Origin of the sequence: Kocuria tytonis (genome assembly GCF_003226895.2) — a bacterium.
Taxonomy (GTDB): domain Bacteria; phylum Actinomycetota; class Actinomycetes; order Actinomycetales; family Micrococcaceae; genus Kocuria; species Kocuria tytonis.
Window position 1 is genome coordinate 37,666 of sequence record NZ_PNJG02000005.1, and the last position, 21,773, is coordinate 59,438.

The following is a 21,773-nucleotide window of genomic DNA, read 5'->3' on the forward strand; positions in this document are numbered from 1 at the left end:
CGGACACGCCCACGGCGGGCACTAGCATGTGGAGCCATGACCCCCGAGCGCCCCGCCCCGCACTACTTCGTCTCCGACCCCGAGCTGCCCGAGAAACCGCGGCGGCTGAGCGTGGAGCTGCGCGGCCGGCGCGTGGACGTGGGGACGGCGGCGGGGGTCTTCTCCCCCACGGACCTGGACCGGGGAACCGCCGCGCTGCTGCGCCACGTCCCGGACCCGCGGGGGCGCTCGTTCCTGGACATCGGGTGCGGGTGGGGGCCGCTGAGCCTCGCGCTCGCGCTCGCGGACCCCGAGGCGATGGTCACCGCGGTGGACGTCAACGAGCGCAGCCTCCGCCTGACCGCGATGAACGCCCGCTCCCTCGGACTCGAGCGCGTGGAGGCCCGCCTGCCCCGGGACGTCCCGGCGGACCGCACCTTCGACACCATCTGGTCCAACCCGCCGATCCGCGTGGGCAAGGACGCCCTCCACGACATCCTGACGACGTGGCTGCCCCGCCTCTCGCCCGGTGGTTCCGCGTGGCTCGTGGTCCAGAAGAACCTGGGCGGGGACAGTCTGCAGCGCTGGCTCGCCGAGACGCTCGGGGAGGATTTCGCCGTTGCGCGGGCCGCCACGGACAAGGGGTTCCGCATCATCACGGTCACGCGCGGCTGATCCGGCCCCGTCGGGAGCGGGCCGCTCCTCGTCCGGCTGCATCCCGCCGGGCCAAGAGACACCCCGCCGGGTCACGACGCACGAGGGATGCCCGACGGGACGCGGGTCGAGGTGCGCCCCGGAGTGGCGAGGGCCGCGAGGACCGCGCGAGCGACGTCGTCCTCCCACACGAACGCCGCAGGAGTCCCGAGGTCCGGACCCGGCGCTGACCGGACCCCGGCCGGCGGTCCGGTCAGCGCAGTTCGGCGGTGGCCACCACCCGGACGGGGCCGGCGAGGACCACGTGCTCCGTGCCGTCGGGGGCGGGCACGAAGGTGACGGACAGGACGCCGCCGGGGACCTGGACGAACCAGCGGTCCGGTGATTCCGGGCCGCCCCAGAAGCGGGTGGCAGCTGCCGCGGCGCACGCCCCGGTGCCGCACGAGTGGGTCTCGCCCACCCCGCGTTCGTGGACGCGCATCTCGAGGCGGCCCAGATCGCTGTCGTCGTGGTCCAGGGGAACCACGAACTCCACGTTCGTGCCGTCCGCGGGCAGCGGGTCCACCGTGGGCGCGGCGTGCAGGTCCAGGCCGTCCAGCTTCTCCCCCTCGGACAGCGCGACGACCGTGTGCGGGTTGCCTATGTCGATGGACACCGCGGGCCGCGGGACGGTCAGCCCCGCGGCGCTCACCACGCAGTCCGAGCCACGCTCCCGTGCGGTGTCCCCGTGGCTGAAGCTCCAGGGACCCATGTCCACGGCGTACCCGCTGGAGGTGCGCGCCACCGTGCGCACCCCGGCGCGCGTGCCGATGCGCAGCCGAGCGCCCCGGGGCAGGGTGACGAGTCCCTCGCGCACGAGGTGGTCCACGAACACCCGCACCCCGTTGCCGCACATCTGCGCCACGGACCCGTCCGCGTTGCGGTAGTCCATGAACCACTCGGCGTCCGGGTGCCGCTCCAGCAGCCGCTGCCCCTCCGGAAGGTGCCGCGACCGCACGGCTCGGATCAGGCCGTCACCGCCCAGACCCATGTGACGGTCGCACACGGCGGCCACGGTGTCCGGGGACACGTCGCGGGAGCCGTCCGCGTCCGTGTAGACCACGAAGTCGTTGCCCGTCCCGTGCGCCTTGGTCACCCGGGTGCCCGTCAGTTCCTGCCAGCCCATTGCCCGTTCCGTCCCCTCGGTGGTCTCACTCATGCGCGTCATCATACTGAGCGCGGAGAATGTTCCACGCCCGCTCCGTCAGCTCCTCCACGCCCCCCTGAGTCCCCGCGTCCAGCCAGTGGATCCTGGGGTCCGCACGGAACCACGTGCGCTGCCGCTTGGTGAACCTCCGCGTGGCCGCCACGGTCTCGTCACGCGCCTCGGCGAGGGTGAGGGATCCGTCCAGGACGGACAGCAGCTGCGGGTAGCCCAGGGCCTTGCCGGCCGTGGGGCTCGTCCGCAGACCGGCGGCCTCCAGGGTGCGCACCTCGTCCAGCCACCCGCGCCCGAGCATCGCGTCCACCCGGCGGGCCAGGCGCCCGTTCAGGGCGTCCCGGTCCATGGTGAGGCCCAGCTGCACGGTGGGTCGTACGTAGCGTCGCTCCGGCATGAAGGAGGTGAAGGGGCGGCCCGTGATGTCGTGCACCTCCAGGGCGCGGACGAGCCGCCGGTCGTCCCCGACCCGGGCCGCCGATTCCGGGTCCACCGCCGCGAGCTCGGCCAGCAGCCGCGCCCTGCCCTCGCGGCGCAGCTGCTCCTCACGCCGTGCCCGGACGGCGGCGTCCGTGCCGGGGAACTCGATGGCGTCGAGCGCCGCCCGGACGTACAGGCCCGAGCCGCCCACAAGGATGGGCACCCTCCCCCGCCGGGCGATGTCGGCGGCAATGGAGCGGGCGTCCCGCTGGAAGGCGGCCACCGACGCCTCGTCCGCGATCTCCAGCACGTCGAGCATGTGGTGGGGCACGCCGGCGCGCTGCTCCGGGGGCAGTTTCGCGGTCCCGATGTCCATCCCCCGGTAGAGCTGCAGCGCGTCCGCGTTGATGATCTCCCCGTCCAGGCGGTGGGCCAGGGCGATCCCCAGATCGGACTTCCCGGTGCCGGTGGGCCCCACGACGGCGAGAAGCGGCTTCACGGCGCCCGCCACCCCGCCAGAGCCCCCACGATCAGGGCTTCCGGAGGGTGGGCATGCCCAGTCCCACCGCGCCGGGCGCTGCCGCGGACGACGGCGCACCGCAGGACTCGGCCTGCGCCGCCTCCCACGCGTCCCCGCCGCGGGAGCGCCGCAGCGTGTACTCGGCGGCGTCCCTCGGGTCCGCCAGCAGGTGGTACGCGGCCGCGCCGGTCACGGGGACGGTGACCACGTCACCCGGTCGCGGAGCGGGTGAGCCCTCCGGCACGCTGAAGTGGACGAGGCGCTGATCGCGACCGCGCCCGGTCAACCGGTGGGTGCTTTGCGACTTGCGCCCCGACTGGGCACTGACCAGCACCTCGGCGGTCGTACCCACGAGTTCGCGGTTCAGGCGTGCGCTGATGTGGTCCTGCAGCGCGGTGAGACGCTCGAAACGCTCCTTCACCACGGCCGCGGGCACCTGGTCGGTCATCTCACCCGCGGGGGTGCCGGGGCGCACCGAGTACTGGAAGGTGAACGCGGACGAGAACTCCGAGGCCGCAACCACGTCCAGGGTGTCCTGGAAGTCCTGCTCGGTCTCCCCCGGGAACCCCACGATGATGTCCGTGGTGATGGCGGCGTGGGGGATCCGTTCCCGCACCCGTTCCAGGATGCCCAGGAACTTCTTGGACCGGTACGAGCGCCGCATCTGCCGGAGGATGCGGTCCGAACCCGACTGCAGCGGCATGTGCAGCTGCGGCATCACGTTGGGGGTCTCGGCCATCGCATCGATGACGTCGTCCGTGAAGGCCGCGGGGTGGGGGCTCGTGAACCGGACCCGTTCGAGCCCCTCGATCTCGCCGCACGCGCGCAGCAGCTTGGCGAAGGCCCCCCGGTCGCCGAACTCCACGCCGTAGGAGTTGACGTTCTGCCCGAGCAGGGTCACCTCCACGGCGCCCGAGTCCACGAGCGCCTGCACCTCCGCCAGGATGTCCCCGGGGCGGCGGTCCTTCTCCTTGCCCCGCAGCTGCGGCACGATGCAGAACGTGCACGTGTTGTTGCAGCCCACCGAGATGGACACCCAGCCGGCGTACGCCTGCTCCCGCTTGGTGGGCAGGGCCGACGGGAACGTCTCGAGCGCCTCCAGGATCTCCACCTGGGCCGCCTCGTTGTGGCGGGCCCGTTCCAGCAGAACGGGCAGGGAGCCGATGTTGTGGGTGCCGAAGACCACGTCCACCCACGGCGCCCTGTCCACGATGGTGGCGCGGTCCTTCTGGGCGAGGCAGCCACCCACCGCGATCTGCATGTTCTCGTTGCGGCACTTGACAGGGGCCAGCTGCCCCAGCTGGCCGTAGAGCTTGTTGTCCGCGTTCTCGCGCACCGCGCACGTGTTGAACACCACGAGGTCGGGGTCACGGTCGAGCGCTGGGACGTACCCGGCGTTCTCCAGCAGACCCGTGATGCGCTCGGAGTCGTGCGCGTTCATCTGACACCCCAGCGTGCGCACTTCGTATGCGGGCGGGGCCGTGGTGGCCGCGGACGGTGCTGGTTCCTGCAGGGCGTGGGGCATCTGAGTCACCTGATCATCTTAGGGACGGGGTCAAATCATCCGCCGTGGTGGCACGGGGATCGCCGCGCCGCGGTCACGGGGTGTCCCAGACGTCCTGGCCCTGCGTCGTGGAGTCGTCCGGGTCCTGGACGGAGCCCAGGCCCGCGAGCTCCTCCTTGACGACGCCGAACGCGACGCCCGGTGGATATCCCTTGCGTCCGAGCATGCTCACGAGCCGGCGGGTCAGCTTCTCGTGCTCCTTGCGGTCGGACGGGTCGAACGTGGCGGGAAGCTTCCTGCGGACGAGCTCGTGGGCGTCCCGGGCCTCGTCCTCGGCACTGCGCTGCTCCAGGGCCGCCTCGGCGAACTCACCCGTGATGCCGCGCCGGGACAGCTCACGCCGCAGTGCGGAGCGGGACAGCTTCCGGGTCTCGGCGCGGGAGCGCACGAACATGGCCGCGAACTCGCGGTCGTCCACCAGCCCGACCTCCTCGAAGCGGTCGAGCACCTCCCGGGCGACGTCCTCCGGGACATGACGCTCCGCGAGCTTGTCCGCCAGTTGGCCCCGGGACTTCGCCGAGGCCGTCAGCTGGCGCAGCACGATGGCGCGGGCTACTTCCTGCGGATCGGCGTCACCGGTATGGGAGGGCCCGTGGTCCTCGGACGGCACCGTCGAGTCGCGGTACGAGACCGCGGCCCGGCGGCGCCGAGAACCGTCACGCGAGGACTGACTCATTCCGGGTCACACCACCTAGAAGGCGGGCAGCTCGGTGTCGTCCGACTGGGGTGCGAAGGGCGCGTCCGGGTCCAGCTCACCGGTCCCGGTGTCGAGCCCCTCCGAATCCTGGGAGGCCTCGTCCGGGTCCTCGGAGATGCCCAGCTTCACCAGGATCTTGCGCTCGATCTCCTGCGCGAGCTCCGGATTGTCCTTCAGGAAGCGCCGGGAGTTCTCCTTGCCCTGTCCGAGCTGGTCGCCCTCGTACGTGAACCAGGCACCGGACTTCTTGACGATGCCGTGCTCCACGCCCATGTCGATCAGACCACCCTCGATGGAGATGCCCTGCCCGTAGAGGATGTCGAACTCGGCCTGCTTGAAGGGCGGGGCCATCTTGTTCTTGACGATCTTGGCCCGGGTGCGGTTGCCCACGGGGTTCGCGCCGTCCTTGAGGGTCTCGATGCGGCGCACGTCCACACGCACGGAGGCGTAGAACTTCAGGGCCTTGCCACCCGTGGTGGTCTCCGGGGAGCCGAAGAACACGCCGATCTTCTCGCGCAGCTGGTTGATGAAGATGGCGGTGGTGTTGGTGTGGGACAGCCGCCCGGTGATCTTGCGCAGCGCCTGCGACATGAGACGCGCCTGCAGACCGACGTGGCTGTCTCCCATCTCGCCCTCGATCTCCGCCTTGGGCACGAGTGCCGCGACGGAGTCGATCACGATGATGTCGATGGATCCCGAGCCCACGAGCATGTCCATGATCTCGAGCGCCTGTTCACCGGTGTCCGGCTGGGAGACCAGCAGGTTGTCGGTGTCCACGCCGAGCTTCTCCGCGTAGGAGGGGTCCAGTGCGTGCTCGGCATCGATGAAGGCAGCGATCCCGCCGGCCTTCTGGACGCTGGCCACGGCATGCAGCGCCACGGTGGTCTTGCCGGAGGACTCGGGACCGTAGATCTCCACGACACGGCCGCGCGGGAAGCCGCCGATGCCCAGCGCGACGTCCAGCGCGATGGATCCGGTGGGGATGGTCTCGATCTTGGTGGCGGGGCGATCCCCCAGCCGCATGACCGATCCCTTGCCGTAGTTCTTGTCGATCTGGGAGAGCACCGTGTCCAGTGCCTTCTGCCGATCGGAGCCGGCCACCTGAGAGGGAGCGGGTGCGGATGCGCCCTTGGACTTGGCTGCCATGTTTCACCTCGGATCTCGGGGGCCGTGGGTGGCCCTGATGATGTCTTCGCGGTCCACGGTATCCAGGGGGTCCGACACCCATAAGAGGCGGACCCCGCTGTGGAGCACGCGTGAGCTGATTCGAATATACCTTCGAATCCAGGACGGTGCACGCGCACCGCCGAGGACATTGCCCGGCGCCCGATTCAAGGCGCCCGTCGTCGTCCGCCTCCGCGCGTCACGGCCGCGGTGGCTGGTCCGGACCCCACCACCGCGACTCGGGGACCTCCTGGGCACGGCACACCGCGAACCAGACCGTCCTGGGATCCACTCCCGCGTCCAGGGCCTCGACGGCGGTGCGGTTACCCACTTCGGAGAGGACGAGATCCCCGGCCAGGACCCGGCAGTAGCCGGACCCGAACTCGTGGGCCATCAGGTCCCAGAACGCACTGACGCGCATGGCTGCGAACTCCTCGACGTAGCGGTGGCACGAGAACGGACCCGCCCGAGGGCGGGTCCGTTCTGCTGTGTGTGTACCCGGCGCAGCAGCGCGATGGACCGCAGGGCGCGCGCCGGTGACGGGATCAGTGGGCGCCGGCGGCGGTGCCTCCGCGCAGCTGGCGGACCTCCCGGGTGAACTCCTCCGTCAGCTCCGAGGGCACGGTGTCCGGGATATAGTTTCCCTCGGCGTAGGCGAGGCGGTCCGCGACCTCGCGGAGCATCTGCGACATGGGGATCTCGAGTGCGGTGCAGATGGAGGCGAGCAGCTCGGAAGAGGCTTCCTTCTGGCCGCGCTCCACCTCGCTGAGGTAGCCCAGGGAGACACGTGCGCTGTGCGAGACCTCGCGCAGCGTACGGCCCTGGCGCTGGCGCACGCTGCGCAGCACCTCCCCGATCTCCTGACGCAGGACGCCCACCTTGGACTCGCGGGTTTCCGTGTGAACTTCATCGGCCATACCCACGTCCTTCCAACGGACGACACCATTGACGGACACGGGTTGCTTCGTCATGTGAATTGCCTACTCCTCGTATCAACGAACGGGGCTCTGGCCCACTGCTGGCAGCGGGACGAACTCTGGATCATGAGCCCCACGGGCTCAATCTCTGTGAGTCATAACGTGCTTGCCATTTCAATTGTTCCCTGATCGGGGACGAAAAGCACTAGGCGTTGGCTGGGAATGAGATTTGAGTCGCCAACATGTCGATGGCCCGCTCCACCGTGGCACGGCGGATCTGCGCCCGGTCCCCGTGGAGGTCCAATCGCTCGGAGCGCTCTCCGCCGGGTCCGCTGATCCCCACGAACACGGTTCCCACGGCGTGCCCGTCGTGCGGCTCGGGTCCGGCCACCCCCGTGGTGGACACCGCCCAGTCCACCCCGAGACGCTGCCGGGCACCACGCGCCATGGCCGTGGCGACGTCCGGGTCCACCGCACCCCGCTCCTCCAGCAGGGCGTGCGGGACCCCCAGGATGCGTTCCTTGACCTCGTGCGTGTAGCTCACCACCGCGCCCGCGAAGCACGCCGAGGCCCCGGCCACCGAGACGATCTCGGCCGCGAGCGCACCCCCCGTCAGGGACTCCGCGGTGCCCACCGTGAGCCCGCGTTCCGTGGCACGGCGCACGAGGTCCGCCGCGCGGCTCACGGACGCCGCGGCGTCGTGGGACGCGGCCGACCCGCTCACGAGGCCTCCCCGCGCACTGCCCTGTTGCGCAGCTGCACGGCCTTGACCACGTAGTCGATGCCGGTGACCACCGTGGCGACCAGCGCCAGGGCGGTGAGGAACCACGCGAACCACAGCCACCACTGCCCCACCAGCGGCGCGAGCGGCAGCAGCAGGGCGATCAGCGCGGCGGTCTGCAGCACCGTCTTGGTCTTGCCGCCCTTGGACGCGGCCATCACGCCGTAGCGGATGACCACGAAGCGCATGACCGTGATGCCCCACTCGCGCACCAGGATCACGATGGTGACCCACCACCAGAGCTCCCCCAGCAGGGACAGCACCACGAAAGCCGCCCCGGTGAGCAGCTTGTCCGCAATGGGGTCCGCGATCTTGCCGAAGCTGGTGATGAGGTTGCGGGACCGGGCGAGGTCACCGTCCAGCTTGTCCGTGTACATGGCCAGGCCGAACGTGATCACCGCGGCCCAGCGCATCCCCGTGGACTGTTCACCGTGGGTCCCACCGGCCCAGAGGAACCAGATGAAGAACGGCACCATCACGATGCGCAGCGCCGTCAGGGCGTTCGGCAGGTTCCAGTTGGAGCTGTTGGGCGCGGGGGCTCCCGCCGCCTGCTGTGCCGTCATCGTCCAGTCAACTCCCATGCGTCGTCGGATGTCTCGGAACCGTCGTGGTAGTCGTGGGCCACGTCCGCGAGGGACGCCTCCACCGGGTCCGCGCCGTAGTCCACCGAGCCCCCGGCGGGCTGGGCACCGGAGCTCGCCGCGGGCGGTTCCTCGCCGCGGATCAGTGCCAGTGTGGCCGCGAGGTCGTCGGGCTTGACCAGCACGTCGCGAGCCTTCGACCCCTCGGACGCGCTCACCACCCCGCGCGACTCGAGCAGGTCCATGAGCCGCCCGGCCTTGGCGAAGCCCACCCGCAGCTTGCGCTGCAGCATGGACGTGGAGCCGAACTGCGTGGTGATGATCAGCTCCGCGGCCTGCAGCAGGACGTCGAGGTCGTCACCGATGTCCTCGTCGATGGCCTTCTTGGGCGCCTCCTGGACCACGTCGTCCCGGTAGCGCACCGTCATCTGGGACTTCACGTGCTCCACGACCTTGTGGATCTCGGACTCGGAGACCCAGGCACCCTGCACGCGCATGGGCTTGGAGGCGCCCATGGGCAGGAAGAGCGCATCACCCTGGCCGATGAGCTTCTCGGCACCGGGCTGGTCCAGGACCACGCGGGAGTCCGTGACCGAGGACGTGGCGAAGGCCATCCGGGACGGCACGTTCGCCTTGATCAGGCCGGTCACCACGTCCACAGAGGGCCGCTGGGTGGCGAGCACCAGGTGGATGCCCGCGGCGCGCGCGAGCTGGGTGATGCGCACGATTGCGTCCTCCACGTCCCGCGGCGCCACCATCATGAGGTCCGCGAGCTCGTCCACGATCACCAGCAGGTACGGGTACGGGCGGATGGTCCGCTTGGAGCCGGGCTCGGGCTGGACCTTGCCGTTGCGCACGGCCTTGTTGAAGTCGTCGATGTGCTTGTACCCGAAGTGGGAGAGGTCGTCATAGCGGGCGTCCATCTCCCGCACGACCCACTGCAGCGCCTCGGCGGCCTTCTTGGGGTTCGTGATGATGGGCGTGATCAGGTGCGGCACGCCCTCGTACGCGGTGAGCTCCACGCGCTTGGGGTCCACCATCACCAGGCGCACCTCGTCCGGGGTGGAGCGCATCAGGATCGAGACGATCATGGAGTTCACGAACGAGGACTTGCCGGCACCGGTGGCTCCCGCCACGAGCATGTGCGGCATCTTGGCGAGGTTGGCCAGCACGAAGCCGCCCTCCACGTCCTTGCCCACGCCCATGATCATGGGGTGCTCGGAGGCACGCGCCTTCTGCGAGCGCAGGACGTCACCCAGGGCAACGGTCTCGCGGTCCGAGTTGGGGATCTCGATGCCGATCGCGGACTTGCCGGGGATGGGCGAGAGGATCCGGACGTCCGCGGAGGCCACGGCGTACGCGATGTTCTTGGACAGCGCGGTGACCCGCTCCACCTTGGTGCCCGAGCCCAGTTCGATCTCGTAGCGGGTGACCGTGGGGCCGCGGGAGAAGCCCGTGACCTCGGCATCCACCTTGAACTGCTGCAGCACGCTGGTGAGGGCGTCGACCACCTGGTCGTTGGCCTCGGAGCGCTCCTTCGCGGGTGGGCCCTGCACGAGGTCCGCCACGGGGGGAAGGCTGTACGCGACGTCGCCCTGCAGCTTCAGCTGCTCCGAACGGGCCGGGATGGGCGTGGCCGGCGTGTGCGTGCGCGGCTGCTCGGCTTCCGCCACGACGTCCAGGGCCGGGGAGTCCGACGCCGCCGCGGTGTCCGCCGCGGGTGCGATTCCCTGCTCCTCCCGCAGCTTCTGGGCCTCGCGCTGGGACCTGGTGGGGCGCTTCTGGCCGGGTCGCACGCCGGGATCCGGGCGCGGGATGTCCTCGGTGTCCTGCACCTCGGCCGCGGTGGCACCGGCCGCGGCCGAGGAAGCGGCCGCGGTCGTCGAGCCGGTGGCGCGGGACGGGCGAGCGCTCCGGGAGCCCACGTCGAAGACGGCGGTGGCACCCGCACCCTTGGCTTCGCGCCGGTTGGCCTCGTCCACGACGGCGCGTTCGAAGGCCTCGTCGCCGTCGTAGCGGTCGAGCTCCTGGCGCTGCTTCCTGCGCGCCGACCGCGTGCCCCGCTTATCCTTCCCGGCGGGGACGGGGTCGAGGTAGGAGCGGTCGTGCTCGGTGGCCGAGAGGTCGGTGCCGCGCGGCTCCGTCTGGCCGGTGAGACGGCGGTAGAGCCCGCGCAGCCGCGGCCCGATCTCGCCCACGGGCGTGGCCGTCATGACGAGCAGCGCGAGCACCGCCAGGACGGCGAACACCACGAGGGCGCCCCACTGGGTGATCAGCGCGGACAGCGGGTCCGCGGCGAGGAACCCCACGAAACCACCGGCGCGCCACACGGCCTCGAAGCCGTCCCCCAGATCCGGTGCCCCTCCCACGACGTGGGCGGTGCCGGCACCGGCGACGGTGAGGGCGAGCAGGGCGATGGCCACGCGGTTGTTCGCCTGGGTGGGCTCGGGGTGCCGGAAGACGCGGACGGCGAAGCAGAAGCAGAAGATGGGGAGCACGAGGGCCATGAAACCGAAGGTCCCACCCACCACGGCGTGCATCCAGGACGCGGGAACGGCCACGGGCGCGAAGCCCACCCCCCGCAGGTTCCACCACTCCACGGCGGCGATCAGGACGGCCAGCACGAACCACACCAGGGCCCCGCCGTCGCGCCGCTGCTCGGGGGCGATGTCCGTGCGGACGGTCCCCACCCGGCGCACGGCGGCCCCCACCACGTGACCGGCGCCGGACCACGCGTGGACCACCGCGTGCAGCGCGGTGGTGCCGGCCGAGGGACCCTGGGACGCCGGGCGGGCGGGGGTCTTCTTGCCGCTTCTGGGGGAACGCGTGGAGCTCGAGGACCGGGATGTGGCCTTCGTGGACCGCGCGGGGGAAGTTCGTGACGCCATGCCCCCCAGGGTACCCGGACGCACAGCGGCCCGCCCGGAGGGGACTCCGGACGGGCCGCTGGGTGCTGGGGCGGTGGGTGGCTCAGGCCTCCACGACCACCGGCACGATCATGGGCTTGCGGCGCAGCCTGCGGGAGACCCACGAACCCACCGTGCGCCGCACGATCTGCTGCAGCTGCTGCGCGGTGTGGTTCTTGCCGCTCTCACCCAGTGCGTCCTCGAGCGCCGCCGCGATCTTCGGGCGGATCTCGTTGAAGACCTTGTCCTCCTCGGCCACACCACGGGCGTGGATGTCCGGGCCGGACACGATCTTTCCGGTGTCCCGGTTGACCACGGTGACCACGGAGATGAAGCCCTCCTCCCCGAGGGTCATGCGGTCCTTGAGATCGGCCTCCGTGATCTCACCCACGGAGGAGCCGTCCACGTAGATGAACCCGCACTCCACCTGGCCGGTGATCCTGGAGGCGCCCGCGTGCATGTCCACCACGGTGCCGTTCTCCGCGAGGATCACGTGGTCGTCCGGGACGCCGGTCTCCCGGGCCAGCTCCCCGTTGGCGATCAGGTGGCGGACCTCTCCGTGGACCGGCATCACGTACTCCGGCTCCACGATGTTGTAGCAGTACAGCAGCTCACCGGCGCCGGCGTGGCCCGAGACGTGCACCTTGGCGTTGCCCTTGTGCACCACGTGGGCGCCCAGGCGCATCAGACCGTTGATCACGCGGAACACGGAGTTCTCGTTGCCCGGGATCAGCGACGACGCCAGGATCACGGTGTCCCCCGCGTTCACCTGGACCTTGTGGTCGCCGTTGGCCATGCGGGACAGCGCGGCCATGGGCTCGCCCTGGGAGCCGGTGCACATGATGACCAGCTTGTCGTCCGGGTAGTCCCCGACCTTCTTCTGGTCCACGAGCACGTTCGGCGGCACGTCCAGGTAGCCGAGCTTCTCCGCGATGGTCATGTTGCGGATCATGGAGCGGCCCATGAGCACCACCTTGCGGCCGTTGGCCACGGCGGCGTCGAGCACCTGCTGCACACGGTGCACGTGCGAGGAGAAGGACGCCACGATCACGCGCTGCTTGGCGCGGGCCACCACGTCCGTGAGGACGGGGCCGATGGCCTTTTCCGAGGCGATGAAGCCGGGGACCTCGGCGTTGGTGGAGTCCGTGAGGAACAGGTCCACGCCCTCCTCGCCCAGACGGGCGAAGTGGCGCAGGTCCGTGATGCGACCGTCCAGAGGGAGCTGGTCCATCTTGAAGTCGCCGGTGTGCAGCACGGTGCCAGCCCTGGTGCGCAGGAACACGGCCAGGGCGTCCGGGATGGAGTGGTTCACGGCCACGAACTCGCACTCGAACTCACCGAGCTTCTCCACCTGGCCCTCGCGCACGGCCATGGTGAAGGGCTTGATCCGGTGCTCCTGCAGCTTGGCCTCGATCAGGGCCAGCGTCAGCTGGGAGCCGATCACGGGGATGTCCGGGCGGCGCTTGAGCAGGTACGGCACCGCTCCGATGTGGTCCTCGTGGCCGTGGGTGAGCACGATCGCCACGATGTCGTCCAGCCGGTCCCGGATGTTGTTGATGTCCGGCAGGATCAGGTCCACGCCGGGCTGCGTCTCCTCCGGGAACAGCACACCGCAGTCCACCACGAGCAGCTGCCCGTTGATCTCGAACACGGTCATGTTCCGTCCGACCTCACCCAGTCCGCCCAGGGGGACGATCCGCAGGGTGTCCTTCGCGAGCGTGGGCGGTTCGGCGAGGTCGGTGGTGTTCCACTGGGTCATGAGACCCCTTTCGTCGTCAGTGTGTGAGTGTGTCCGCAACGACCGATGTGCTCAGATCCGCACGGATCTGCTCCAGCTCGGCCTGCGTGGGTGTCACGTGCGGCAAGCGCACCGTGTTGTTCGGCAGGCGACCCTGCCACTGAAGAATGGTTTTCGCGGCCACGGCACCGGGCACGCGCATCATGGTGGCACGCACCAGCGGGAGCAGCTCCGCGTTGACCCGCCGGGCGGTCGCGAGGTCCCCGGCGAGCACCGCGTCCACGAGCCGACGGTAGCGGGGCGTGTCCACGTGGGTGGTCACCCCCACGAGACCCGCGGCCCCGAGCGCCATCCACGGGAGGGTGAGGGCGTCGTCGCCGGAGTAGAACAGCAGGTCCGTCTCGGCCATCACCCGGGACGCCGCCACGAAGTCCGCCTTGGCGTCCTTGACGGCCACGATGTTGGGGTGCGATGCCAGCGAGATCATGGTCTCGGGATCGATCGGGATGCCCGAGCGGCCGGGGATGTCGTAGACCATGATGGGCGTGTCCACGGAGTCCGCGAGGGAGCGGAAGTGGGCCTCCACACCCGCCTGGGTGGGCTTGTTGTAGTACGGGGTCACCACGAGCAGCCCGTCCATGCCGATCTTCTGCGCCTCCAGGCACAGGTACCGGGAGTGCTCGGTGTCGTTGGAGCCCGTCCCGGCGAGCAGCGGCACGCGGGAGCCCACGGCCTCCTTCACGGCGCGGAAGACCGAGAGGTTCTCGTCGTCGGTCATCGTGGAGTATTCGCCGGTGGTGCCGCACACCACCAGGCCGTCGCAGCCGTCGGCCACGAGCTCCTCGGCCAGCCGCGCGGTCCCCTCCAGGTCCACGGAGCCGTCGTCGTGGAAAGCCGTGACCATGGCGGTGAGCAGGGTCCCGAACAGGGGCTCGGGCCGGTCCGTCTGCACTGGTGCGCTCTCGTGTGTCATGTCCACAGGTTACCGCCCGGAGGCCGTCAGGGCCGTTTCGGGGTCCGTCCCGCGGTGCAGGGCGATCGCGGTGCGCATGGCACCCCGGGCGCGGCGCCCGTCGCCGCTGGCCGAGTACGCCAGACTCAGGCGGTACCAGCCGCCCCAGTCCTCCGGACGCGCCTCCACCTCCCGCCGGACGACGTCGAAGTGCTCGTCCGCGGCGGAGCGCACGTACCGTCCGGACGGGGTCCGGGGCAGCTCGTCCGCGGGCAGCTCCCCGCGCCGGAGCAGCTCGCGACCGAGCTGCTGGGTGCGCGCACCGAAGACGATCTCCCGCACCATGGCCCAGGCCCCCACCGCGGGGATCACGAGCATGGCCGCCCCGAGCAGCTTGGCGATCCAGCCCGGGCTGCCCAGCAGCAGCACGGCGCGCTGCAGGGACAGCCCCAGGTACAGGGTCAGCAGGGCGATCATGAGCGCCGCCAGGATCCGGCCCGTGGAACCGGCCTCCAGGACGGTGAACACCGCGGCGAAGACGAGCACCGCGATGATCCAGGTCTTGGAGCCCACCGAGATGGGCAGCAGCACCACGGTGAGCACGAGCAGCGCGATGGCCGCCGCAACCCACCACCGCAGCGTGCTGCGGGTCCCCCGGCGGCTCACAGGCCGAGGTCCATGTAGCCGTCCAGCCCGTGCGTGAGCCCCGGGTGCCCGGCCACCGAGCGCACGCCCAGCAGCACTCCGGTCATGAACGAGGCGCGGTCGAACGAGTCGTGGCGGATGCTCAGCTGCTCCCCCGTGCCGCCCAGCAGGGTCTCCTGGTGGGCCACGAGGCCCTGCAGCCGGACGGAGTGCACGTGCACCCCGGCCACGTCCGCACCGCGTGCCCCGAGCGGATCGGACTCGGTGGCGTCCGGGGAGGCACCCACACCGGCTTTCTCACGGGCGGCGGCCACGAGCGCGGCGGTGCGGGCGGCGGTTCCCGACGGCGCGTCCAGCTTCCGGGGGTGGTGCAGCTCCACGATCTCGACGGAGTCGAAGAACGCCGCCGCCAGCTCGGAGAACTTCATGGCGAGCACCGCGCCCACCGCGAAGTTCGGGGCGATCAGCACCCCGGTGCCCGGCGAATCGGCGAGCTGCGACCGCAGCTGCGCCAGGGCGGCGTCGTCCCAGCCCGTGGTGCCCACGACGGCGTGGATGCCGTGCGAGACCGCGAAGCGGACGTTCTCCCGCGTGGCGGCAGGCACGGTGAGGTCCACGACCACCTGCGCACCCGACATCACCAGCTCCCGGAGGTCGTCCCCCCGGCCCAGCGCGGCCACCAGTTCCATGTCCGCGGCGTCCGTGACGGCGCGCACCGCCTCGGAGCCCATGCGGCCGTCGCGGCCGAGCACGGCCACCCTGATCGTCTCGCTCATCGTCTCCTGCCTCACTCCTGAAGGTCCGTGGCCCGCGGCCCCACCACCGTGCGCACCACGGCGTCCGCGGACAGCTGCGCGGCGAGGTCCTGGACGTCCCGGGACGTGACCGCCCGGATGCGCCGCAGGGACTCGTCCACGTCCATGAAGATCCCGGTCTTCAGCTCCGCGGAGCCCAGCCGGGACATGCGTGATCCCGTGTCCTCGAGGGCGAGCACCGTGGCGCCGCTGAGCTGGCCCTCCACCTTGGCGAGCTCCGCGGCCGCCATGCCGTCCTGCGCCAACCGGTCCAGCTCTTCCCGCATGAGTCCGCTCACCTGGTCCACGCGATCCGCGGTGCACCCGGCGTACATCCCGAAGAAGCCGGCGTCCGAGTAGGAGCCGGAGAAGGAGAACGTGGAGTACGCGAGACCCTTCTGCTCCCGGATGGTGTGGAAGAGCCGGGAGGACATGCCCCCGCCGAGCGCGGCGTTGAGCACCGTCATGGCGAACCGGCGGTCGTCACCGGACTGCAGCCCGGCACCGCCCACGACCACGTTCGCCTGCTCGACCGGTCGGTCGAAGGAGCGGGTCCCGGTCAGCGGCGTGAGAGGTGCGGGATCCGCCGGACGCCGTGCCCCGGCGTCCCCCGCCGCGTCCGGATCCCATCCGGCGCGGGCCAGGGACTCGCGGACGAGCGTCACCACGTTCTCGTGGTCGAGCCCGCCGGCCACCGTGACCACGAGGTTCTCGGGACGGTACGCGCTGCGGTAGTGCCGCCACACCGCGTCACGCTCCACACCGCGGATCTCCTCCGGCGTCCCGGCGATCGGGCGTGCGAGTGCCAGCCCGTGGAACACCTGCGCGTTGAACTGCTCGAACGCGAAGTCGGTGGGGTCGTCCCGGTCCATGGCGATCTCCTCGAGGATCACGCCGCGCTCGCGGTCGAACTCCTCGGGGTCCAGCACGGCGCCCGTGAACATGTCCGCGAGGACGTCCACGGCCATGGGCAGCGCCTCCGAGAGCACGCGCGCGTGGTAGCACGTGTGCTCGTGGGAGGTGAACGCATTGGACTCCCCGCCCACGCGGTCGAAGGCCTCCGCGATCTCCAGGGAGGAGCGGCGCGCGGTGCCCTTGAACAGCAGGTGTTCCAGGAAGTGGGTGGAGCCGAGCATGCCCGGCGCCTCGTCACGCGAGCCCAGGCTGACCCAGAAGCCCACGGAGACCGAGCGCTGGCCGGGCATCTTCTCCGTGAGCACCCGTGTGCCGCACGGCAGGACGGTGCGCATCACCACGGCGCCGTCGGCGTCGTCGTGGACCACGTGGGTGAAGCCCGCGGCGGTGTCCGCGGCCGGATACGCCCGAAGGCGGGCGTCCGCGCCGGAGCCGTGCTCCGCGGGACCGCCCGCCTCCAGGGGAAGGTGAACACCTGTCATCGAAGACCGAAGACCTCTGCTCAGTTCTCGTCGTCGGACTGGGACGGTGTGGCGGACTCGGCCACGACGGGCGCGAGCGACAGCTTGCCGCGGTCGTCCACCTTGGTGATCTCCACCTGGACCGTCTGGCCCACGGACAGGACGTCGTCCACCTCGTTGACGCGCTTGTCGTCGTTCAGCTTGCGCATCTCGGAGATGTGGAGCAGCCCGTCCTTGCCCGGGGTCAGGGACACGAACGCACCGAACGTGGTGGTCTTCACCACGGTGCCCAGGTAGCGCTCGCCCACCTCGGGGACCTGCGGGTTCGCGATCGCGTTGATCGCGGAGCGCGCGGCCTCGGCGGAGGGGCCGTCGGTGGCGCCGATGTACACGGTGCCGTCGTCCTCGATGGAGATGTCCGTGCCGGTGTCCTCCTGGATCTGGTTGATCATCTTGCCCTTGGGGCCGATGACCTCGCCGATCTTGGAGACGGGGACGTTCACCGAGATCACGCGCGGGGCGAACTCGCTCATCTCGTCCGGGGCGTCGATCGCGGAGGTCAGCACGTCCAGGATGTAGAGCCGGGCCTCACGGGCCTGGGTCAGCGCGGACGCGAGCACCGAGGCGGGGATACCGTCCAGCTTGGTGTCCAGCTGGATGGCGGTCACGAACTCGGAGGTGCCGGCCACCTTGAAGTCCATGTCGCCGAGGGCGTCCTCGGCGCCGAGGATGTCGGTCAGGGCCGCGTACTGGACCTCGCCGTCCACGGTGTCCGAGACCAGGCCCATGGCGATGCCCGCGACCGGCGCGCGCAGCGGCACACCGGCGTTGTACAGCGACAGCGTGGACGCGCACACGGAGCCCATGGACGTGGAGCCGTTGGAGCCCAGCGCCTCGGAGACCTGGCGGATGGCGTAGGGGAACTCCTCGCGCGAGGGCAGCACGGGGGTGATCGCACGCTCGGCGAGGGCGCCGTGGCCGATCTCGCGGCGCTTGGGCGAACCCACCCGGCCGGTCTCACCCGTGGAGTACGGCGGGAAGTTGTAGTGGTGGATGTAGCGCTTGTGCTTCACCGGGGACAGCGAGTCGATCTGCTGCTCCAGCTTGAGCATGTTCAGCGTGGTGACGCCCATGATCTGGGTCTCGCCGCGCTCGAACAGCGCGGAGCCGTGCACGCGCGGGAGCACGTCCACCTCGGCGCTGAGCTGACGGATGTCCGTGAGCCCGCGGCCGTCGATGCGCACCTTGTCCTTGAGGATGCGCTGGCGCACGGTCTGCTTGGTCAGGGCCTGGTAGGCGCCGTTGACCTCGTCCGCACGGCCCTCGAAGGGCTTGCCCTCACCGGTGAGCTCGGCCAGCGTGGACTGGTGCAGCTCGTCCGTGGCGGCCTCGCGCTCCTGCTTGCCGGCGATCGAGTAGACCTGGGCCATGCGCTCGCCCGCGAACTCCTCGACGGCCTGGGCGGCGTCGTCACCGAACCCGCCGAAGCGGGGCAGCTCCAGCTCGGGCTTGCGGTTGCGCGCCGCGAGATCCGCCTGGGCGTCGCACAGGGCCTTGATGAACGGCTTGGAGGCCTCGAGGCCCTCGGCCACGAGCTCCTCGGAGGGGGCGACGGCGCCCTGGCCCTTGATGAGCTCCCACGCGTTGTCGGTGGCCTCGGCCTCGACCATCATGATGGCGACGTCCTGGCCGCCGTCCTTGGTGCTCACCACGCGCCCGGCCACGGCCATGTCGAACACGGCGTTCTCGAGCTGGGAGTGCTTGGGGAAGGCGATCCACTGGTGGCCGCCGTCCTCCTGCGCCATGAGCGCCATGCGCACGCCGCCCACGGGGCCCTGGAAGGGCATCCCGGACAGGGTGGTGGACATGGACGCGGCGTTGATGGCCACGGTGTTGTAGATCTCGTCCGGCGCGATGGACATGACGGTGACGACCACCTGCACCTCGTTGCGCAGGCCCTTGCCGAACGCGGGGCGCAGCGGGCGGTCGATCAGGCGGCACGTGAGGATCGCGTCCGTGGAGGGGCGGCCCTCGCGGCGGAAGAACGAGCCCGGGATGCGGCCCGCGGCGTACATGCGCTCCTCGACGTCCACCGTCAGGGGGAAGAAGTCGAAGCCCTCGCGGGGGTGCTTGCCCACGGCCGTGGCCGAGAGCATCGAGGTCTCCTCGTCGATGTAGACCATGGCCGCGCCCGCGGCCTGACGGGCGAGCCGCCCGGTTTCGAAGCGCACGACGCGCTTTCCGTAGGAGCCGTTGTCGATGACGGCTTCTGCACTCTGGATCTCGGGACCCTCCACGGGTCACCTCCGTTTCTCGGTGGTGCGCAACCCGCGCGACACACCGGTCTTCGATCGAGGCGCTCGCACCGCTCGGGCGTTGCGAAGGCCACTGTCGAGGACCGCGACATGCGGCGGGGCTGCACAGCTGCGTGTTGTCTCTGGCTGTGCGGGCGGGGCGGCGGATCTGCCGTCCCCCCGTGGGCCCGCGGTGGAGCGGGCCCGGGCGGTGCTCGTCACGAGCAGCGCCGGGTGTGGTGGTTCCCCGCGATCCGCGCGGGGCGCGGGGAACCTCCGGGACTCACATCACTTGCGCAGGCCGAGACGCTCGATGAGCGCGCGGTAGCGGGCGATGTCGGTGCGACGCAGGTAGTCAAGCATGCGACGACGGCGTCCCACCAGGGCCATCAGGCCGCGGCGGGTGTGGTGGTCGTGCTTGTGCATCTTCAGGTGCTCGGTCAGATCGGAGATCCGACGAGACAGAACGGCGATCTGCACCTCGGGCGAACCGGTGTCGCCCTCGTGCGTCGCGTACTCGGTGATGATCTGGTTCTTGATCGCGGCATCCAGTGCCATGGGTAACTCCTCGAGTCAGTACCGTGACCGCCCGGTGCGCGAGATTCCCGCCCGGGGTCCGGGGCTGGCCCCGGGGCCCGACCACCACGGACCGCAGTCAGACCATCGACCATCCTAGCGGATGGCGTCCACGAGCACCGCACCGGCGCGGTCACGGGCGCCCGTGCGAACTGGGAGAATGGACCCCGTGAAGACGACGAACACCGAATCCTCCCCTCAGGACCCCCGCTTCCCGGCGGGGCGGACGACCGCCCGCGGCCCCCTCGCCGGCCCCGCCCACGGATCGGAGCTCGCCCGATGACCGCCGACGCCGCCCTGTTCGCCGCATGCGTGGGCGCACCCGCCGTGGTGGTCGCCATGCCCGCGGAGGCGCAGCCGTTCCTGGAGCTCGCATCCGAGGTCGGCACGGTGCCGCAGCCCGTGGGCGGTGCGCAGCTGTCCGCACTGGTCCTGGACGGCTCGCCCGTGCTGCTGGTGCGCACGGGGATCGGACTGGTCAACGCGGCGTCGGCCGTGACCGCCGCGCTGGAGCGCTTCGAGCCGAGCGCGGTCGTCTCCGCGGGATCGTGCGGCGGCCTGCGCTCGGACGTCAACGTGGGCGACCTCGTGGTGGGAACCGAGTTCCGGTACACGGACGCGGACGCCACGGCCTTCGGCTACGCCCCCGGCCAGGTGCCCGGCATGCCCGAGGCGTACCGCGCGTCCACCGAGCTCGTGGCGGCGGCCGCCTCGCTCGCGGCCCGTCAGGGACACGCCCTGTGGCGCGGGACCATGCTCTCGGGCGGCTCGTTCGTCACGGCGGAGAACGTGGGGGCCACCCGCGAGCTCTTCCCCGAGGCGCTGAGCACGGACATGGAGAGCACCGCACTGGCGCAGGTGTGCCACAGCCACGGGCGGCCCTTCCTGGCCCTGCGCAGCATCTCGGACCTGTGCGGCCCGGCCGCGGACCAGCAGTTCCACATGGAGCTGGACGTCGTGGCCCGCATCAGCGCCACGGCGGTGGCCGAGGTGCTGCGCGGACTCCCCCGGTCCGCCGGGGTGTGAGCACGCCCGTCCGGGGGATACTGTCGCGGGAAGAACCCCAGCGACCAGCCATCGACACGTCGAGGAGAACGAGGAACCCATGAGCGACGACAAGACCAAGGACCTGCGGGACACCGCGCCGGACGTCACCCGGCACGTCCTGCGGGACGGCCACGAGATCCCCCAGCTCGGTCTCGGCACCTATCCCATGGACGACGCCGAGGCCGAGGCCATCGTCCCCGAGGCCGTGTGGCGGGGCTACCGGCTGATCGACACCGCCGTGAACTACGGCAACGAACGCGGGGTGGGCGAGGGTCTGCGCCACTGCGACATCCCCCGCGAGGACCTCTTCCTCACCTCCAAGATCCCGGGACGCGACCACGGGACCGGTTCCGTGCGCCCCTCCCTGGAGGGCACCCTGCAGCGGCTGGGCACGGACTACCTGGACCTCTACCTGATCCACTGGCCCAATCCCGGGACCGACCGGTACGTGCAGACGTGGCGGGAGCTGATGACCGCGCGGGACGAGGGTCTGGTCCGCTCCATCGGCGTCTCCAACTTCCTCCCCGAGCACCTGCTGCGCCTGGAGCGGGAGACCGGGGAGATGCCCGTGCTGAACCAGGTGGAGCTGCACCCCCAGTACCAGCAGGAGACCCTGCGCGCGTTCCACGAGGAGCACAGGATCCTCACGCAGGCGTGGTCCCCCCTGGGGCGCAAGACGGACCTGCTGCGCAGCGAGTGGCTTGCGGAGATCGCCCGGAAGCAGGGCCGCACCCCCGCGCAGGTGGTGCTGCGCTGGCACGTGCAGTCGGGCATCGTGCCCATTCCAAAGTCCTCCAGCACCGAGCGGCTGGCGGAGAACATCGACGTCTTCGAGTGGGAGCTCACGAACGAGCAGATGGAACGGCTGCGCATGATGCACACCGGGATCAGCGGCTCCGGGTTCGACCCCGCGGTCCACGAGGAGATGTGAGACGGAACCGGCCGCGGAGCGTTCCGCGGCCGGTTCCTC

Annotated in this window: 20 protein-coding genes; 3 read left to right on the forward strand and 17 right to left on the reverse strand. The window is 70.8% G+C overall.

The window, feature by feature from the left end; all coding sequences use genetic code 11:
- Window positions 1-36 precede the first annotated feature (36 nt).
- Window positions 37-654, forward strand: coding sequence for a class I SAM-dependent methyltransferase (locus tag C1C97_RS11385; RefSeq protein ID WP_121031944.1), 618 nt, complete (start codon window positions 37-39; stop codon window positions 652-654).
- Between the two features lie 232 nt (window positions 655-886).
- Here C1C97_RS11385 and dapF read toward each other — a convergent pair whose 3' ends face one another.
- From dapF to rpsO, 17 genes are all read right to left on the reverse strand, one after another.
- Entirely contained in the window at window positions 887-1,831 is a 945-nt protein-coding gene (gene dapF / locus C1C97_RS11390; protein ID WP_407657287.1) for a diaminopimelate epimerase, read from the reverse strand.
- Window positions 1,824-2,750, reverse strand: coding sequence for a tRNA (adenosine(37)-N6)-dimethylallyltransferase MiaA (gene miaA / locus C1C97_RS11395; RefSeq protein WP_121032025.1), 927 nt, complete (start codon window positions 2,748-2,750; stop codon window positions 1,824-1,826). The genes dapF and miaA overlap by 8 nt, the downstream gene beginning before the upstream one ends.
- A gap of 31 nt (window positions 2,751-2,781) precedes the next feature.
- Window positions 2,782-4,296: a tRNA (N6-isopentenyl adenosine(37)-C2)-methylthiotransferase MiaB gene (gene miaB / locus C1C97_RS11400; protein ID WP_121031948.1), complete on the reverse strand. Its 1,515-nt coding sequence runs from the start codon at window positions 4,294-4,296 to the stop codon at window positions 2,782-2,784.
- 73 nt (window positions 4,297-4,369) lie between these two features.
- Window positions 4,370-5,011 (reverse strand): regulatory protein RecX, encoded by a 642-nt coding sequence (locus C1C97_RS11405; protein ID WP_110919681.1) that lies wholly within the window; start codon window positions 5,009-5,011, stop codon window positions 4,370-4,372.
- A 15-nt stretch (window positions 5,012-5,026) separates the two neighbouring features.
- Window positions 5,027-6,178: a recombinase RecA gene (gene recA / locus C1C97_RS11410; protein WP_110919682.1), complete on the reverse strand. Its 1,152-nt coding sequence runs from the start codon at window positions 6,176-6,178 to the stop codon at window positions 5,027-5,029.
- Between the two features lie 217 nt (window positions 6,179-6,395).
- Window positions 6,396-6,617, reverse strand: coding sequence for a DUF3046 domain-containing protein (locus C1C97_RS11415; protein WP_110919683.1), 222 nt, complete (start codon window positions 6,615-6,617; stop codon window positions 6,396-6,398).
- 124 nt (window positions 6,618-6,741) lie between these two features.
- Window positions 6,742-7,167, reverse strand: a complete 426-nt coding sequence (locus C1C97_RS11420) for a helix-turn-helix domain-containing protein (protein WP_121031950.1) — start codon at window positions 7,165-7,167, stop codon at window positions 6,742-6,744.
- Window positions 7,168-7,318: 151 nt separating this feature from the next.
- Window positions 7,319-7,837 (reverse strand): CinA family protein, encoded by a 519-nt coding sequence (locus C1C97_RS11425; RefSeq protein WP_199712258.1) that lies wholly within the window; start codon window positions 7,835-7,837, stop codon window positions 7,319-7,321.
- Window positions 7,834-8,457 (reverse strand): CDP-diacylglycerol--glycerol-3-phosphate 3-phosphatidyltransferase, encoded by a 624-nt coding sequence (gene pgsA / locus C1C97_RS11430; protein ID WP_110919686.1) that lies wholly within the window; start codon window positions 8,455-8,457, stop codon window positions 7,834-7,836. The genes C1C97_RS11425 and pgsA overlap by 4 nt, the downstream gene beginning before the upstream one ends.
- Window positions 8,454-11,363: an FtsK/SpoIIIE family DNA translocase gene (locus tag C1C97_RS11435; protein ID WP_121031952.1), complete on the reverse strand. Its 2,910-nt coding sequence runs from the start codon at window positions 11,361-11,363 to the stop codon at window positions 8,454-8,456. Before C1C97_RS11435 ends, pgsA begins: the two co-directional genes overlap by 4 nt.
- An 82-nt stretch (window positions 11,364-11,445) precedes the next feature.
- Entirely contained in the window at window positions 11,446-13,140 is a 1,695-nt protein-coding gene (locus tag C1C97_RS11440; protein WP_110920061.1) for a ribonuclease J, read from the reverse strand.
- A gap of 16 nt (window positions 13,141-13,156) precedes the next feature.
- Complete coding sequence (gene dapA, locus C1C97_RS11445) at window positions 13,157-14,092, reverse strand: 4-hydroxy-tetrahydrodipicolinate synthase (RefSeq protein ID WP_110920076.1); 936 nt, start codon at window positions 14,090-14,092, stop codon at window positions 13,157-13,159.
- 9 nt (window positions 14,093-14,101) lie between these two features.
- Window positions 14,102-14,737 (reverse strand): tetratricopeptide repeat protein, encoded by a 636-nt coding sequence (locus C1C97_RS11450; protein ID WP_110920062.1) that lies wholly within the window; start codon window positions 14,735-14,737, stop codon window positions 14,102-14,104.
- Window positions 14,734-15,492 (reverse strand): 4-hydroxy-tetrahydrodipicolinate reductase, encoded by a 759-nt coding sequence (gene dapB, locus C1C97_RS11455; protein WP_110920063.1) that lies wholly within the window; start codon window positions 15,490-15,492, stop codon window positions 14,734-14,736. The genes C1C97_RS11450 and dapB overlap by 4 nt, the downstream gene beginning before the upstream one ends.
- 11 nt (window positions 15,493-15,503) lie before the next feature.
- A complete protein-coding gene (locus C1C97_RS11460) occupies window positions 15,504-16,907 on the reverse strand; it encodes a M16 family metallopeptidase (protein ID WP_121031954.1) in 1,404 nt (467 codons plus the stop codon).
- Window positions 16,908-16,927: 20 nt separating this feature from the next.
- Window positions 16,928-19,183, reverse strand: coding sequence for a polyribonucleotide nucleotidyltransferase (locus C1C97_RS11465; RefSeq protein WP_121031956.1), 2,256 nt, complete (start codon window positions 19,181-19,183; stop codon window positions 16,928-16,930).
- Window positions 19,184-19,468: 285 nt separating this feature from the next.
- Entirely contained in the window at window positions 19,469-19,738 is a 270-nt protein-coding gene (gene rpsO, locus C1C97_RS11470; protein ID WP_012398664.1) for a 30S ribosomal protein S15, read from the reverse strand.
- Between the two features lie 297 nt (window positions 19,739-20,035).
- Between rpsO and mtnN the strand changes: the two genes are divergently transcribed.
- Together mtnN and C1C97_RS11480 are read left to right on the forward strand one after the other, a co-directional pair.
- Complete coding sequence (mtnN, locus tag C1C97_RS11475; RefSeq protein ID WP_121031958.1) at window positions 20,036-20,782, forward strand: 5'-methylthioadenosine/S-adenosylhomocysteine nucleosidase; 747 nt, start codon at window positions 20,036-20,038, stop codon at window positions 20,780-20,782.
- A gap of 79 nt (window positions 20,783-20,861) precedes the next feature.
- Window positions 20,862-21,734, forward strand: a complete 873-nt coding sequence (locus tag C1C97_RS11480; protein ID WP_110920067.1) for an aldo/keto reductase — start codon at window positions 20,862-20,864, stop codon at window positions 21,732-21,734.
- Window positions 21,735-21,773: the final 39 nt, after the last annotated feature.